General features: G+C 39.3%; 6 protein-coding genes. All 6 read right to left on the bottom strand.

The features are described from left to right. Positions 1 to 71: 71 nt before the first annotated feature. Positions 72 to 6,131, bottom strand: coding sequence for an SdrD B-like domain-containing protein (locus F909_RS10405; protein ID WP_005150573.1), 6,060 nt, complete (start codon positions 6,129 to 6,131; stop codon positions 72 to 74). A gap of 131 nt (positions 6,132 to 6,262) precedes the next feature. Further along, positions 6,263 to 8,947, bottom strand: coding sequence for a beta strand repeat-containing protein (locus F909_RS10410; protein WP_005150571.1), 2,685 nt, complete (start codon positions 8,945 to 8,947; stop codon positions 6,263 to 6,265). 38 nt (positions 8,948 to 8,985) lie between these two features. Continuing rightward, complete coding sequence (locus tag F909_RS10415; RefSeq protein WP_005150569.1) at positions 8,986 to 9,480, bottom strand: hypothetical protein; 495 nt, start codon at positions 9,478 to 9,480, stop codon at positions 8,986 to 8,988. 233 nt (positions 9,481 to 9,713) lie between these two features. Further along, entirely contained in the window at positions 9,714 to 13,709 is a 3,996-nt protein-coding gene (locus F909_RS10420) for a prealbumin-like fold domain-containing protein (RefSeq protein ID WP_005150566.1), read from the bottom strand. After that, positions 13,696 to 16,383 (bottom strand): DUF11 domain-containing protein, encoded by a 2,688-nt coding sequence (locus F909_RS10425; protein ID WP_005150564.1) that lies wholly within the window; start codon positions 16,381 to 16,383, stop codon positions 13,696 to 13,698. Before F909_RS10425 ends, F909_RS10420 begins: the two co-directional genes overlap by 14 nt. A 19-nt stretch (positions 16,384 to 16,402) precedes the next feature. After that, on the bottom strand, positions 16,403 to 19,078 hold the full coding sequence (locus tag F909_RS10430) for a DUF11 domain-containing protein (RefSeq protein WP_005150561.1): 2,676 nt from the start codon (positions 19,076 to 19,078) through the stop codon (positions 16,403 to 16,405). Between the last annotated feature and the right edge of the window lie 227 nt (positions 19,079 to 19,305).

Below are 19,305 nucleotides of genomic sequence, written 5' to 3'. Positions count from 1 at the left end.
CTTTGTTTTTCACAAAGGCTTTTATTTATTTGGCGGAAGTGGAGGCAATCAAATTCAATATTAGGTTGGGCTTATTTTGGCCCTGTGTTGCTCGCGAACAGATTCTCATCAAATTTGAATCTAAAACGAACATAGGCACCCTGAATTGTAGTGTCGCTATCTACCAGATCATCATCCTTATAACCTGAGAAATTATAACCACCAGACAACCATAAGTTTGCTGCAACGAGATATCCAAGCTCAGCACCAACCAGAACTCTACGCCCTGAACTCATATCAGACCATAATACGCCAGTATGTACACCCGCATCCCATCTTTCACTGATGTCATACATTGCTCTTGCACTGAACATATGTGTCATGCCTGTGGACTCTAAACCAGAGAAGGTTGTTTCCACATTTTTCACAGCATATTGGCCAGACAACGTAAGATCACGTGTTGGATGATAATTTAAATGATTAGAAAAAATATAAACATGTTTAAGATAAGGATTACTTAAATCTGTTTTATTATCGTCATAGCGATATTCCACTTTGGCCAAAGCATCAAAACGATTGTGCTCCGTATCTCGATAAGCTAATCCTAATTGGAAGCGATCAATTAAACGGTCACCGCTACTGTCATTCTTGCTATCTGTAAGGCTCACTACATTTTTTGCTAATAATGTCACATCATCCGAATATTTATAAGCAGCACCTAAATTATTCAAAATCGTATCCGACTGATCTGACCAACGTGCTTCAATACGCGCAACCGCTTTCCAGTTTGGATTCTTTAAATATTCAACCCCTAAAGATGCCGCTGTGCTATCAGAACTTAAATTATTCGTACTCGATAACGATTTGGTTTGTTCAAAACTCGTATTTGCATAGAAACCTTTTTCAAGTTCCCAACGATTACGCAAACCAATTGCTGCCTCAGCTTCTCTTGCACTAATACCATCGCGAATACGATATTCACTAAAGGCTGTCCCGTTATTGTTATATTTACTATCCAGACCAAATACGGTTACATTGCGGCGCTGATTACTATTTAGATCATAAAGACCACTAAGACTAGAAACTAATTCATGGCGGCCATAAGCACGAAGTTTTGAATTAATTTGATAATTTGCCCCTAGTGCAAAAACACGGCGATCGGCCTCAGAAATGTCTTGTTCATATTCAGCGAAAACATTCGAACCTTGCCAAGGAAGTTGACTGGTTAACTTAGACCGAACGGTCACACCATGGTATGGCACAGTTTGTGTGGTATTCAGCGTTGCTGGGTTTGATGATTCATCATAATATTTTAGACCAAGCTCTAAAGCTAAAATGCGATTTATTGCACGCTCAATACTGGCTGAAACACCTTGATTTACACCACTCAACTGATCTTCGGTACGAATCGCTTCTAGCTTCGCCAAACCAACTTTATTGAGTTGTACGCGTCCTTTAATTCCACTCTCTTTACGACCAGCCGTAATCGGTGCAGCAGTATTATAAAAACCAGTATCTGCTTGGTTATGGTAAACCTTCATTTCCAAGTCTTTATAAGCGTAATTGAGTTCAACTCGTGCAGCATCACCTGATAATTTACCGGTCGCATCAGGTGCTACATTAGAGTTCAAGCCATCATTAATATTTTCTGATCGAGCAAATTCAGCAACTAACTTACCTTTATCATTGGCAAATTTAACAACCGTATTCACACTTGCCAACTGATCTTGAGTCAGTGGATTATTGCTCTTTACGTAAGAAGCCCCCACTTTAACTTTGTCTGTGACTTTTACAGAGCCAGATACACCACCAACCGTATATTCTTCACCACCTTGATCAGATTCAACGGTGATGCGTAGAAATACTGGATTTAAATCAGCATCAACACTTGGAACTGGATCTTTGAGATAAATACTATTACTGAACGTATCAACTTCATAATCAGTAAAACGCGTCAAAGTTGTGCGTGCAATAATTAAACCTGAATTATTACGATCACGCGTAATCACTTCTACTTTTTCACTATTATCACGTACATCTTGGGCATTCACACCACCTAAACTATATGGACCTGAAATTCCCATAGCACGTTGTTCATTCACAACTTGTTGGGTATTTGTCTGTGCAGCAAAGGCTGTAACTTTATATTTATCAATTTCGACAGTACTACGAACACCTGTTAATGACCGGTTATATTGACCTAAAGATAGGCCTTCATCATTTTCAGTCCGAGTTACGTAATCACCATACATGGCATATGAACGGCCTTTATCGACACGAATATATAATTTGCTGGTTGACTGGGCATCAAAGCCTTTGGCAGCAGAATCACCATAGACTGGATAATATTCATCTGGACGAATATCACGGAATAATCTTTGCTTCTTATCTTTGTCAGAATCATATGCAAGTGTAAGAAGATATTCTCCTTTGACCTTACCTTTCAAAAATAATGCTGCTCGACCGGTTAAATTACGCTTACCATCTTTTGAAGCTGAAATTTCATTTAATTCTTCTTCAAAACCGTCGTTTGAATTAACACCACTCAGTTCTTTAGGATTAAACTTTTTAAAATTAAGCGAACCTTCAACCATACCTACAGCAATGATCGGTCTTAAATCAGGTAAGAAACGAATCGGTGTGCTTGAGTGGAAAATACCACTTTCAACAGATAGAGTTCCTTCACCTGCTTCAATCGGAGCTTGAATTGGAACAAGTAAACGACCACCTTCAACAAATACTTGAATACCTGGTTGTTTTGGATCTAAATCAACTAAATCAATTTTACCAATTGAACTGTCTAAAGTAATAGGTGTACGGCTTGATACCAATGTGCCATGTCGGTCAACAATTTTTAAATTCACATTAAAATGGTCACGACCATTCGCTTGCGGAATCGTTTTACTTGGCTCAAGTTGCAGTTTATCTAATTGGTCTGGGGCGATCACATCAATACGTTTAACGTCACGAGTATTCCCCATCATATCCACTTGACGTACTTCAATCGTGTTATGACCTGCATTTAGGTCAACACCAATAAAGTCTAAACCTGAAACCTGCATGTTCGGTAATACAGCACGTTTACCAATACGCTTTTCAGGAACACGTGTTCCATTCACCCAAAGTTCAAGCTGAGTCCCTGCTGTACCTTTAACCTGAATAGATGTTTGAGGATAAGGCAAGACCTGCCCGTCTTTGAGATTCAAAATTTCTAATTGATTATTCACAGCTGTTTCTAAAGCTGTTTCAAGATTAATCATCTTTGCAGCGTTAGCTGAATCTACTGGAGTTTCATTTGGCAATACTAAGGTTGAAGAACTTGGTATTGCCACAGAAGGTTGTGCACCAGGTTTTTCAGGCTCAAACTGTATTTGCTTAATTTCTTTAATTTGTTCTTTTGAAAAATCAAGATTACAGTTCGCCTGAACACCAACGGCAGAAATACAACCACTCGAAGGCTGTCCCCGAACATCTGTAACTTTGGAAAAAATTGGATCAACTGTTAAATCTGAACGTAATACTTGCTCTAAATTGGTATTGTCTTGCTCAATGCGTTTTTTACGCTCTAGCACACGTTCAATTAAAGATTCTGAACATTGACCTTCACCTTCAGCAATCGCAAAATCAGCACGATGCAATTCACCACGTTTTAAATCAACAAAACGGCTATTTGGATCACCTGCTTGGCGATTAGTAATTAAGACCAATTCAGAACCAGTAGGTAAACTGGTACGATCTACTTTTAAAACATGTGTTTTGGCACTAATTCCATAGAAGTCATATTTCCCTTCACTGTCGGTAATAACATAACTTCCATCTTCCAAATAGATACGTACCCCAGGAACGCCTATTTCACCAGCATCTTGAACACCATTTCGATTACAATCAGTGAAGACTTTACCCACAATAAACCCATCAGAAATCATCGCACCAGGGGTTACTTCTACTTTTGCCGATGCTTCATTAGACTCAATGCCTTTTGCATCTTTGGCACGAACACGGTTAATCCCATCGCCATTCAACGCATTAGGTCCAATATAAACACGATATTGCACTTTGACTTCTTTATTTGGCGTGAGCGTGCCTAATCCAAGCTTTAAATAAGGGCCTTTACCGCCTAACGGATCTTCAACTTTAGTACCATCAATCCGCATTGAGCCTTGTACATAAATAAAACCGCGAGGAAGTGTATCAGTGATTGAAACATTCGCTGAATCTGCAGTCCCACGATTTGCAACTGTGACTGTATATTCTTCAAATTCACCAATCTCAGCGGTCTTATTAGAAGCAGCTTTTTTAACAAATAACGATGAACTGGTGTTTGCGACTTCAGGGTCAATTGGAATATCAATATTAAGTGCTGGATCACCATTGTTTAATGTAAACTGACCCGCGTATGACCATTTTAAATCAACGGCTTTATCTGCTGGAAAGCTTGGGTACACAGAGCGATCACTAACGAACGTATAGCGTGTATTACCCGAAATCGTCTTTGTATCTACAACAAAACTATACGTACCCGCTTTAACAAGTGGATAAATAAACTCACCAGCACTATTGGTCACTTGTGTCGCTGGTATAGACGTCCTCTCACCTGTTTGGGCATCAATTGCAAACGCAACATTACTGCCAATTGGCTGACCATTTTGATCTAATAAAGTCACTGTAGCACCAGCTACAGGCAAGCCAGTTTTAGCATCAAAAACAGTCCCATACGGATCCATCAATACATTTGTATTAATGTCCGTAATTGTTGCTGTAGATTGACCTTGTGCATCCAAACAATCCGTTAAACTAATATCAACTTTATCGCGTTTAAGCGTTTGTAAGACCGCATCAAATGAAATGCCTTTGTCTGATAAAGTTGTTGGTAATGTATAATGAAATACACCAGTATTTACACCCGTTTCAATACCAATAACTTCTTCTACATCGCCTGTCTTTGTTGATTTAATTCTAATTTTTACACGATCAGCCATGTAACGATCAGCATTACAACTTGCATTTTTAGCCTCAATATTAAGCGGTTTATTCACGCTACCTGTAGCTAAAATGCTCTTAAAATCACTTGAGTTATTTGTAATATCAGCAGAGCCACTCACCAATGTAGTTGCTACATTTGATAAAATATCTTTTTGGCTATCCGTAACCGCATAAGAAACTTTATAAGTGTTTTTTACAGTAGTTTTTGCAATATTACGATTCATGCTGACGACAAGATTAACTTGCTCAGATGTATTCGCCGCAATTTGTGGGAAACCAACAACAAGTTGGTTGATCTGTGTAACGTCACTTGGGGCGATCGTGCTATAACTATTATTTGAAAACTTGTATAAAATTTTAGCTTGGGTATTTTTTGCTAAAGCAGATTTGAATGTCGTATTAGGTGGTAAATCATCAACCAACAGCACCATCTTCTGTGTTTGACCATCCACCAGCACATCAATAGGTCGAGCCGGTTTTTTGCCTTGATTGCTAATATTTAATGTGTAATTTAAATCATAATTTGCAGTTGCAGAAGGCTCAAAGGTTTTTTGCTGAACTTCTTTAGTTGCAACTAATTTAGCACCATAGCTAATCGCGCTATCAATCGCAGTTGCTGTTGCATTGGTATCTTCAACAACAGTTGCTTTAATCGGCAAGTTAAATTGCTGACCTTCGCTTAAATTCGAATTTGTGGTTGCAACAACCCATAAATTGACACTCTGGCCTACTTGCAGAGGTACAGATTGAATGACTTGCTGATCAGTTGTATCAAACTGACCATCTTTATTTGTGTCTATGTAAATTTTTATATTGTTTAATTCATTAATTGTTAATGTCTCTAGCTGAACATTTACCGGTGCATTACTATTATTCGATAAGGTATTTGCCCATATCACTCTTACATTAGGCTCAGTATCAAGCACAGGTGGTGTAGTTAGAGTAATGGCATATAATGCTGAAACGTTGACTTCTACAGTATTTGAAACTGATTGTTGTTCTTTACCATTTGCAGCGGTAAATGTTGCATACGCAACGTTTTGAATTGTACTACCAACTTCAGGAATATTCGCGGCATGACTATACTGCGCAGACAATATAGATATTGTCAGCGTTGATAACATGAAAGACATGTTTTGACATGCTCGAATTTGCTTCTGTTGTAGCACAGCGCTCTACCCTTCAACTAAATAGTCTAAATAAACAAAATTAAAAAATTATGGTATGAGGACACCTGCAAAGCACAAATGTCCTCACATTTAATTATTCATTCCTAATAATCTAAATTTTTGAATGAATATTAATTATTTACTTTGATTACAAACTCCAACACTGCACTTGTGTTTGGCACAAGAGGTGTTTTCTCAGCTGCAATAGTTCCAGTTGAACCATCAGTTAAAGCTGCAGTTGAAGTACTTAAAGTCGCATTTGTTGCAACTGGAGAAGCACTTGCAACGACTTTCAAGGTTGTATACGCAGGTGTAGCATCGCTAATCACAACATTGGTTACGTCTGCATTACCTTCGTTAGTCGCAGTGATCTTATACTTCACACACTCGCCTGGCTTAGCAGAAACAGTATTTTGAGTATAAGAACCAGTAGCCACACCAGTTGAACAGTTCGCTAAAGATTGCTCTTTCACTAAACGTACTTGACCACTTGTAACAGTCGTTAAGTCTGTGTTCACTAGGTCTGCAACAGATTGACCACCAATAACTGTTGGTTTAATCGTTAATACAACTGCACTTGGCGTTCCCGCTGTTGCATTAGGTGGTGCTTGAACTTTGATGAGTAAGTTTACTGATGCACCACGAGCAATAGTGCCAGATACTGCTGCCAGATCATTACCTGTAACCAATTCATTCGCGTCAGCTACACCGTCATTGTTTAAATCAACGAATAAGCTAGTTACCCAACCATTTGCAGCCTGATCATTGGTCAATGTGAATGGCAAGCTACCTGCAGCACCTTCAACGATGTTACCGTTGTTGGTTAGGGTATGCTTGTAAACAACCGTACCACCTGGCGCAACTTGACCAGTACGATCATTTTGCAGACTAAGTTTGCGATCCGTTTCTACTGTTACACGATCAGACATGACATCTGTTAAGCCCGTTGCAGGAGAAGCAACTTTGAAGATAACTTCTTGATCACCAGCTGGAGCATTTGCAGGAGGAGTCACAACTGCAACAAGTTTAACGCTGCTGCCACTTGGGATATTACCCGTATTGGTAATTGGGGCACCTGTTGGATTACCAGTACCATCTGCTAAGTAATACTGAACAGTCCAACCCGCTGGTAATACAGGCGATGTAGATAAATTATAGTTATCTGCGGTTGCACCCTTATTATCAACAGTTAATGGGAAATTAGCCGCTTGACCTGGCTTCGTTGACTTAGTATCGATATATTGGCCAGTATCCTTACCAGATGCGCCTGCAACGGTACCCGTACTGTTAGTCGCATCACCATTATGTAAGTCAACGGTAGACGCTACGACTTTATCAATCACTAACGTGATGGTATCGGTACCCGTAGAATTCGTAACAGGAGTTGATGTTAAGATTGTGCTAATAGGTGTCGTTGAAGAATAACCTGAAGGCAGCGTTACCTTAGCAACAACTTGATACGTAGCACCACTTGCAACTGGGCCAGTATCTGCAACGCCATCACCATTGGTATCCGTTAATGGTGTTACACCATCCGCTTTGAATAATTCAACGATGCTACCAGCTGGTAAAGAGTTTTTATTCACTGTAATGTTAAAGGCTTCTGTCACATTACCCGTGTTATGTACGACGATTGGCTCGCCACCACCCGCTGTAACACCGAAAGTAACAGGCGTACCTTGAGTTGTTGACTTGGTAATCACGTCATCAGCTGGAGCAGTAGATGCTTGTCCATCAGCAAAGGCATCGGTTGTACTATCGTTAATCGTACCTTTTTTAACACCTAATACGGTTACATCGTTCGGGTTAGATGGTGTTTTACCTTCTGTACCCGGACCATCTGGATCTACTTCAGCGATGTTTGTAATTGTGCCAGCTGGAGTATTTTGATTGACTCGAACTTTAAACTTCAACACACCACTACTGTTCGCAACAACAGTCGGAATAACTAATGTAGTCGTTCCAGACGCGAAACTATAGCCGTCTGAATCAGCAGTACCATCATTAACGGCAGTACCATTTACTGTTGCAGAATTAGCAACATAAGTTAAACCAGCTGGCAATACGTCAGTAATCGTAACGTTAGTTGCAGTCGTATTACCTGTGTTTTGGTAAACTAAGCTATATTCAACTTCACGTGCTGTTGGGCTTGACAAAGTTGCATCTACATTGCTAACACTTGCAGATTTTACCAAGCTAATTACAGCACCATTGGTAATTTTAACAGTATCAACGTTCTTAGCCGTTACACTTGTATCGAAACCACTAATTGCTGAAACGGTTAACTTACCAAGATCACCAGCAGTCACGTTGTTGCTTGCTGTTGTTGCTTGTACGATTAAGTTAACAGATTCACCTGCAGCTAAAGTAATACTCGTAACAGGAGTTTGACTGTCTGGAATACCATCTTTATTTGCATCAAGATAGACTTTCAGACCACTGAAATCGTAATTATCTGTCGTGTTATCACGTGTATCGTTATTAGCAACAGCGACGTTAAATGTATCGCTACCATTACCCGTGTTGGTTAATGTATGAGATAAAGATACTTGACCATTCGCATTCGCTGTTTTGGTTTGATCTGAGATCAAAGTAAAACTCGCGACTTGCAATACAGTCGTAGTAACGACGTTTGAAGTCACAGTTTTATTAGAACCATTGCTATCCGTATAGCTTGCAGATGCAATGTTACTAATGTTTGTGCCTGCGCTCGGAGCCGCAGCGTGTGCAGTTGGAAGAAAAGCTGCACCACCCGCAACTAATGCAACTGAAGCTGCCAATTGCGTTAGTTTTAAACGTTGAGTTTGATTTGACATTCGGAACTTACCCCTGTTGATATTCAATGTCAGCTTGTTTAATTTTTGGTTTTGTCACTGTTAATACGCGTTTGGGCTGAAACTGTTACAGATTTTCCAGCAGGAAGCTCTGCAATTGTCCAACGTAATGCACGGTAATCTTTCAGTGGAACGTTCACCATTTGATTACCCTCTTTGCGTTTTAAAGGCATCGGGGCAAAATTTGTACCGTCTGTACTTGCTTGCGCATTTTCTGGCTCAGACTTAGCCAAAAATAGCGTTTCTACTGGTATTGGTAGCGTAGCAGCCAAGTTTTTAATTTTTCCCGATGTATTATTTGTATACGTTGCACGATACTCGATCACATCGTTTGGCTTTACCTTAGTCACCAACTTCGCATTTGGCTTACCTTCTGCATTAAGACTGATCAGGTAAGTTTTCAGCTCTACTGAAACAGGATCTTTAACAGCTTTTGTTTCAGCGAAAACATTCACTGCTAAAAATAAAGTTGCCGTCCCTAGTAAGTATTTTTTCCATTTACTTGTTAAGTACATCTCTTTGGCTCCTAAACTAATTTCCAGAGTTCTTTGAACTTTGCTTAGGGCGCTTTTCAAAGAAACTAACAACGGTTACAAAAATACATCATTTTTGTGTGCTTTTGTTGAAAAAAATCACATTTTTGTAAAAAAAATATCTACCAGTTCAAGCATTAGCAACTTCTGTACCAACTTTTTAATTAAAATATGCTGAACCAATATTATTTTCGACACATTTGTCTAACGACTGACTACTGCGCCACACAAAATCTTAAAGTTCCTGAAGCAGATGGATTTAAAAGTCCTGTTAGCGTCCATTCAAGATTGTCGCCAGAACGGCTTGAATTACAGCTATTTCCACTCGGTGTAATGACACAACTGACACTGCCAAAATTAGTACCAGTTGGTAAACTATCCTTGATTTTGACATTCTGTAATTTCTTCACACTATTGTTCTTATATGTGATTTCATACTCTAAATTATCTTGTTTATTTGCCTGATTATTTGTAACAAAGACATTTTGGTCCGCCGAAGTAGATGGACAGCTGGCTACAGAACGGACTTTTTTTGTCAACGTCAAACCAGCACTGCCAATAAGTGTCATATCCTGACGTTTGACGGTTTGCCCTGAAATGGTCTGCGCTGGATTTATTAGCGTAAATTGATAACCCGCTTGGAGGGTTCCAATATGTTGAGCTCCAGCAGCAACATTGCTTGGCACATGGACTCGCTGCACTAAACAGATATCAACACTTGGTTGTAATAAAACAGAACTTGCTACGGTTGGATTAAATACACCCTCTCCCATATCTACCTGACCATTACAATTAATATCCCGATAAATTAATGCTTGCCATGGCTGATCAGCACTCGAATTCGGCTGCTGGGTTTGGCTCTGTAAGAGTTGAGTTAGTTGTACTGGAATTTGCGTGGTTAAACGATGAGGATAATCAGTCACATCTCCCGCAATCGCTGTATGTTGCCCATCCTCATTCAATACAACATTAACAATCACGTCTCCAAAGTTATTTGCAGAATAACTTGTTGCGCTGGTCTTTGTTAACGTAATCGTATCTGTTGAGCGAGTGTATCCATTGCTACCACTCACAGAAATATATTCAGGCAAATTCTGCTGAACAATACAGAAAGATGATGGCAATAGGCTTTGCTCAATCGAGAAAGCATAATCACCATTGGCGCTCGTTACAGTTGATGCTAGTTGCGTTGTACTACAGTTGTTCAGGCGAATCGTACTATTCGCAATTCCAACTTCACCAGCATCTTGAATGCCGTTATATGCCTTACTTGCATCCAGTGTTGTACCACTATTATCAACAAATACTCGCCCCGTAATATCTACATAAATAAGCTTGGTATTTGTAAACGTACAAGTGATGTTGGCGCCTTCTTTAATACGTGCGGCAGGGATCGTCACAATATTATTTACAAGTGTCCAAAAAGTGCCTGTATTACCTGTTGTAGCACTGTTCGCATCTGTACAGCTTACACCTGATAAAACATATCCAACTAAAGCACTTTCAGTGATCGACACATCCGTATTTAAGCTTTGAGCCCACAACTGTTGTGCAGAAATTGCTGTTGTTCCTGTTGTAACCGTAGTTACAGCATCTGTTGTAACTGCAGCTGTACTGTTTGCGAGGTTGGAAAGATTAATATAGTTAAATGTACCCGTGCCATTTACAGAATTTTTAGCAATCTTAATTCTTGCGCCATCTATAATATTAATACTTACAGGAATACCAGTACTGGTTGCCGTATCATAGCTTGCAGTCGTACAGCCACCGCTCAGTGACAGTCCAATCGCTCCATACCCACCTGCAGCTCGTTCGCTCGCACCAGCATAAGTATTTCGGTTGGTAATACGGTAGGTTATTCGGTGATAACCTGGGGTTAAAGCAGAAGATGTTGTTGCTGAAACCCCTCCACTCAAATAACTATTTGAGCTGTTGACAACAACACCATCCACCATAATATAGCCGCTGTCATCTATACCAATACTGGTATTGCCCATACACATCGTTATCGCTTGTGAATTGGCAATGTAGACTCCTGTCGTAAATTCCCAAGCTCGACGGTTATCTCCAATATCTGGCGTATCGATTAAATTGAGCTGCACCGTTGCATTTGTATCTGAACTCATATTGGTAATAATTCTTTGAATCATTGCAGCAGCTGTCGTACTTGATGCTCCATACGTTGAATCACTCGTGCCATTATTACCTGAAATTAAATATCCACCCGTTGGGCTGGCTTGGTTAGCAGGCCATGCACTCACAATTGATGAACTCTCATCAGTATAAGCACCGACCTTAGCAGTACCACCCGTCCCCTCATAACCGACCCAGAATGCACCATTTCTACGATATTCATTTTGCTGATTAGTTCCCCAAACTTTATAGAGTGTTTCACCAACACCACTACCCGGGTTGAACTCATCACTGGAAACCTTAACACTAGCCTGCTGTGCAGTACCCAATGAAGAAGAAGCTGCTGTACTGTAGCTCACAGACAATTGTTTCGTCGCTCCATTTGCAACACTTCCTAACGGACACGTCCAGTTACTACCACTTTGAGTACAAGCAGCTCCACCAACAACACTAACACCAGTTACTGTTACACCTGTTTGCGGCACAGCAACATAAGTAGCAATCGCATTGGTTGCATTGTTAGGTCCTTCATTTTTAATATCAATAAGCTGAGAACCAACTCGCCCACGAACAATCGTAGGTAAATTAGGTGTGACGCTGAAGCGTGCTTCCAAAATAGCTGTATCAGCCGTTACTGGCGTTGGATCAACAATAATCGCATTTACAGAACTACTATCATTTGTAGTCGATGAATCAGTTGAGGTTGCTTCAATCATTGCTGTATTGGTAATTGTTCCTGCTACTTTAGCTGTAGCTTGAATTACGATAGTACATGTCGCTGTGCTTGCACCACTAAATGTCCCTGTTAGTGTATAACCACTCGTATCATTACCAGACAATGTTGGTGAACATGTCGTACCTGTACCCGTCGTGCTTGGGGTTCCAACAATACTGACTGTCTTTAGATTGGAAGGAATCACATCAGAAAAAGGAGCCAAATAAGCCGATCCACCTACCGTTGCACTTGCTGGCTTATTATTTGTAATTAATAGTTGATACTGCATTATCGAATTTACAGGAACATCATTTAATTGAGTTTGTACAAAAGTTCCCGATGTTCCTAAACGCTGACTTTTAGCAATAGAAATATCGCTATCAGCATCCATACTTGATATACCAAAGAAAAAGGCATCAGCCGCATTATTTGCCCAGGACCCTTTACCATCACCACGGACATATACATCAAATGTTAATGAGGTAATTCCTTTACCTTTAATATAGACACTTCCACTGGCTCCACCACTCCCACTCGTGGATGTAATCGTAGAGGCATTATTTGTAATATTATTGCCACTAACTGAGAACTCTTTACTCCCAGCAATGCGACTAAGTACTGGTAAAGTAGAAAGGTTACTTCCCGTTAATGTAAACTCTCCGCCGAAACCCAAGCCTGTTCCAGTTGTTGCCCCCATACCAGCGGCTTGTAAAATTGGATTTGTAACAGGTCGATTAAAAGTTATCTGCACCGTCCCCATTTTTACTCTAGTACTTGTAGACGAATTTGTATTATTGAGTCCTTTAGTCATCAAAAACATTGATACGCCATAATTACTTGATGAGCTAATTCCACCATTCGTACTTGAACACGCAGAACCATTTACACAACCAGTTGGTGCATTTTGTAAACTCGCTGCAAACATTTGATCCTGAGCACCACCAATTGCATTTAATGATCTCAAAATATTTACGCCAGTAACACTACTAGCATCACCATCCCCACCAAATGTTAATTCGGACTTGTTCGCTGCTGTACCTTGACCAGAATAAACAGCTGTATTAAATACCGAATTAGTAATCGTATAACTTACCGTTGTAGTCGGTGCGTATGTCTCACCCGTATTATCTGATGGGTTATTTCTGTTGAGCAAGAATGTGTGTGTACCTGAAGATGCTGTTGGACCTTGTCCAGCCCCCGAGCCTGAAAAAATCTCAATTGTTGGCGGCGCAGCAAAGACGATTTGACTGCTCAGCAAAAAACTTATAATGAGCAATATCCATGTATTTATGTCACCAACTATTTGGCTTACCAACTGACACTTAGAAATAATTTTTTTCATTTTTTGCTTACTGACCAACATAGCGCACCCCAAAATTAAATTCGTAACTTTGATTTGCAGCTACACTATTTAATGTTCCTGAAACCGCTCCAGCATTACCTACTGTTGGAGCCGTCATACCACTACATGCCGTACAAATAGGTGATTGAGATAAAACCGTATAAGCAGGTGTCATATCTCTAAAAGTAAATATGCTACTCAAACTTGTTGCACTGGTATTTGTTAAAATCACCTTGTACAACACACACTGGCCTTGGCCATTTGCTTGTTTACCAATATTTAAGCTATTTGTTGTAAAAGACTCATCAGCTATGCCATTACAGTCAAAATCACGTGCTTGTAATTTACTTAGCTTCAGCTGCGTTTGACGTACGGTCGTTACATCCGTAATGAATGCTAATACCTGACCATTAGTGTTATTCGTTAAATTAATCGTGCTGTTATTCGCTTGGGCAAGATTATTCGCAACCAGATTCTTAACTTGAAGCAATAACTTCACTTGAGTATGTGCCGCCAATTTACCCCCAGGTAAGTCAGCTAAGCTTCTTATCACCAAATCCCCAGCATCAAAAATGCCATTTCCATTTACATCGTAGAAAAGGGTGCTATTGAATTCAACCTGGTCATTATTGGTAATAAAACTATAGTTCCCTGTATAGTCAACGTCCGTATTATTGGTTAAAAGATGACTATAAATAATGGTGCCTAGTGGTGAAACTTGTCCTCGTGAATTTGGCGTGAATTCTACTTGAGCGACTGAATTGACACTCTGAATCGTAATCGCATTTTTAATAATATCTTGGCTCGGATTACTACTGTTATTCCCACTCACAAAACTTGTAGACAGCACACGAAAATAGATCGGTGTAGTTGAGCTACTATTCAACTGATCCACCTCAACAACGGCACAAATTAACTGACTTTCAGCATTATTGAGATATATCGTTTTACCTATCTCACTACCTAAAACACTACAATTTGAGCCATTTGCAGAAATATAAAAACGGACGCGATTTACACCATTTGGTAGAGTTAAACTCGTAAAATCATTGCTTGCATTTGCACTGAGCAAATATTCCGTTCCAATACCGGTATGACTGACTTTCAATGGGAATATAGCTTGCCCACCCGCAATAGGATTGATACTTGTTGACACAGTAACGGTTTTCCATGGATTACCAGCATTATCAATGTTTCCATTCCCTAACCCATTGTTTTCTGGGCTATTGGTTAAGTCAACTAAACGCGCTACGGTTGTGGCAAGTAAATTACCTTGATCTTTAATCAAACTTGTTTTACTCAAATCACCTAAAGACTGGGCCTGAGGTGAAACTTCAAATGTGCTATCAGCAGTTACAGCATAACTACTCGGTAAACGCACTTTAACAACAATGGGGAAGTTAGCACCTGCCGATAATAAGCCCGTATCAGGAATACCATCGCCATTACTATCTAATAATGGCGTTACCCCATCTGCACGATAAAATTCAATTTGGCTGCCCGTAGGGAAAGTACTTGCTGTCAAGTTTAAATTAAATCGATCAGTACTATTACCTGTATTCCAAACATAGTTATTAAAAGTGAGTTGCCCGCCCTGTGCTACTGAAGTCGCAACAACTGTAGTACTGTTATTTACATCACTCACACTACCATTAATTTTAACGGCATAAATTGGAGCGATATTGAGTACAGCGACATTACTTAGATCAGAAATAGTTGCTGTTGCTGCATTATTATCGTGATCATATTGAAAATTAACGGTATTGTTGACTGCACCAGCAGTTGCTTTATTTACTTTGACTTTAAATTCAACATAACCCGTCGCATTTGCTGCAATTGAAGTGATGACCGCAGTTACAGTGTTTGATGTCACACTGTAATTAATCCCTGCAGGATCATTGCTACCTGTGCTCGGATTGACGGTTGTACCATTCCAGTTTTCACCACTATTTAGTTGATATACCAAACTGGAATCAAGCGCATCTGTTAACGTTACAGAACCTGTAGCCGTGCTACCTAAATTTTGATAATCCAAACGAACGGTAACGACATCACCATTTGCTACAGTAGTTTGAGAAAACTTTTTACGGACCACCAAAGCAGACTGGTTCGTAACGGTTGCTGTATCTGTATTAATCTTAGTCCCAGTAGCATTATTCGAAGAATTTACAGTGAATGTTAACAATCCATTCTGACTAACCGTCGCTCCACTCGGCACATTTGCCGCCACAATCAAACCAACAGACTCACCTGCACTTAAAGAGTAAGACGTAATTACAGCACCATCAGGCACCCCATCATTATCTTTATCTAAATATACGGATAGATTACTAAAGTCATAACTATCCCCCGTATTATTTGTCACTGCAAATGTGTATTGATCTGCCTCATTACCCGTATTGGTCAAAACATGGTTGAAATATACGGTTTGACCAGAAACAACATTTTTACTGTTGTTTGCGGTTAAATTAACAGAATAAACAGGAAGAACAGTCGTTTGGACTAAATTGGAACGGCTGACTTGGACAACAGTTGACCCCTCTTCAGTATATTCGCCAATGGCCATATTACTGATGATTTGACGCGTCGGAACTGCAGCAAAACTTAACTGATGGATCCCTAATAAAGTAATAAACAGAATCACTAAAACGATTATGTTATTGCGGATATTTTTTAATGTATTGAGTGTATTCATCTTATATCATCCGCCTAACTTAAGGTGTAACCCGAATAGAAAAATACAATGCAGCCTGCTCCTGTGGTGCAAGTGCCCCAATATTTCCTGATATTTGATCCCCACTCACGGTTACAGAGCCTTTACTAATTGAAGGTGGCAAGGCATTTCGTAAAATACTATAAGCTGGCACAACATCATTAATCACAACATTTGCTGCCGGTGTTGAACCATCATTCTTAATGGTTAATCGATAAGTAACACATTGATTTGGCTTAATCGTCAATGGATTACTGGCATATATTGCTGTAGTCACATTAATCAGTACACACGCTTCATCTTTAACCTGTTCTTTGGTTAAACGAAGCTGCGTTGGATCAACTGTTGTTAAATCTGTATTCTGGATGGTTGCTAGGTTCAAACCTTGGATTATATTTGTTGCCGACACCACAATATTTGCAGCACTAGAAACACCATTTGTTGCCGTTAGTGGTGCTTGAGCTTTTAAAAGCAATTGAATAGAACTTTGTGGATTTAAACCGCCTGTGACAGATAAATCTGTAGCAATAGGATCTGTAGCAATAGGATCTGTAGGGTCTAATACACCATTATTATTTGCATCGTAATAAAGGGTATAGATAAATCCATCATTGATATTTTGGGGAACTACACTAAGACTAACTCTTCCAGCCGTATCACCCTCAACAAATGTACCTATGTTTTTCAAGGTATGTAGGTAAACAACCGTACCACCAACATTAACTCGACCTTGTTGGTCATTGGCCAAAGTTAATTTACGTACTGCTACATCAACCTGATCTTTGATGCTGTCACCCTGAGCATTCATAGGTGATTTCATCGCAAACCAAATTGGCAAGCTTGTCAAAGTCGTATTCGCTGGAACTGTTACAACAGCACAATATTGTTTAGTCGTTCCAGCAGCTAAGTTTCCAGTACTTGTAATCTCACCCTGTAAATTTTGACAAGTTGCATCACCATTATAAAACTTTACCCCCCAATCTGTTGGTAAAGTCGTATTGATACTATTGATGTCAATCGTTGTACTTGAAGCGTACAGATTATAATTATTTGAGACAGCACTGTTGTTTTGAATAACAAGTGGGAAAACAGTAGTCCCCCCTTTAACAGCATTTTTTACTAGTAACGCCTGTCCACCAGAAGCTGTGACATTTCCAACACCCACACCAGAATTATTGCTGTTATATAAATCACTCTCTCCAACAGCAACCGTATTAACCAATCTATCACGTGTACTATTTTTGACACTCGTATCGGTAGTTGAAGTTGCTGTAATATCGAAATCCATTGTACTTGTTGAAGTACAATTAGATGGGAAATAAACCCCTAGTTTAATTCTTTTTGAGGCGCCATAAGCCAATCCGCCAGTGTCGATTATGCCATCGCCATTTGTATCTGTAAGTAAAGTACGACCATCCGCATGATATAAACGAACGACAGCACAGCTTGGCACACTACTTTTAACAAAACTTAAATTATAAGTATCTGTCGCTTGCCCTGTATTCCAAACATAGTTATCAAATTGGATTTCTTTTGCTACGCCCCCAAAGGTATTATTTTGGATTTGTAAATTATTTAGCCCGCCATTTGGTTCGCCATCATCACTTGCGCTACTAGAACTATAGTTAAGTACAACACCTAAGGTTTGTTGAACATTAAAAATCACAGTATTCGTTAAAGTATTTTTCAAAATAGCATTTGATGTATTGTATTGCTGGTAATCTGCCGTATTAGGAATTTTTTCAGCCGCATTTGGATTCACGGTTACTTTAAAACTTACTGTGCCCTTACTCAAAGCAGCCACGCTTGCAAGTTCTACATCAACCTGTCCATTACTCGCTTTATATTTTATTGATGCATTTGCGCCTGTCTCTGTATCATCCGCATCTGTCAAAGATCCAGAACCATTCCCCCAACTACCGCTCCCAGATTTATAAGTGACATCTGTGGTCAAAATATCTCGTAATACCAATCTTGCTGCGGCAGTACCTGTGTTTGAATAGCTCAAGGTATAGGTAATTTCTGTGCCAGTCTTACCAGTGCTGATATTTTGTGATTTTGTGACTTGAATGACGGCATCATCAACCACTTTCGCAGTGTCATTTACCGTCATAACGATCGTATTGTCGTGTTGACTTGTTGCAGTTAAAGTAAAATTAGCAACGTTATTTGCGCTTACGTTAGTTGGGATACTGCCAACTACCACCAAGGAAGCAAACTCTCCTGCTTCCAAACGAAAACTGGTGCTTGAATTAAGCAAATTGTTATTATCATCAGGTTCCCCATTCTGGTCCCGATCAATGTAAACAGCAACATTATCTAAATTAAACTGATCATTGCTTAACTGAATAAGGCTTAATTTATAATCGTCTACGATGTTACCTGTATTTGTTAAAACATGCGGAAAATTAACTTTACTACCAATAGTGCCGATATTCTGTTGATTACTTTGTAAAGTTAAAGAATAGATCGGTTGAACAGTTAAAATAACTGCATTTGAATTAATAACTTGCAGATTACCTTGCTCATCATAAAAGTCACCACTTGCGATATTAGTGATGCTACTTCCTGCTTTAGGTTGAGCAAATACAATAGAACTATGAAATATAAGACATAAGCCAAACAAAGTGATAAATGAAGTTTTTTGGACAGCACTTTTCTTGAATCGGCTTATCATGTTTCAGAACCCACAAAAAATGTAAAGATAGATTTCTTATTGACAAATTGTACGAGTTTATTGACAATTTTCACAAAATAATACTACAAAAATACAAAATTGAACACATAAATTAACAAAAGCGTGAATTTTTCACAAAACATACCGAACGGTAAAAAAAACTATAGACCACTGTTATTTTTCAAGAAAAATTTATCTATTGAAACTTTAGACCTACCCCCTTTTTG

This window comes from Acinetobacter sp. ANC 3929 (assembly GCF_000369405.1).
In the GTDB taxonomy this organism is placed as follows: Bacteria; Pseudomonadota; Gammaproteobacteria; order Pseudomonadales; family Moraxellaceae; genus Acinetobacter.
Note: the sequence above shows the minus strand (reverse complement) of the source record. Positions and strands in the feature narration are given on the sequence as shown.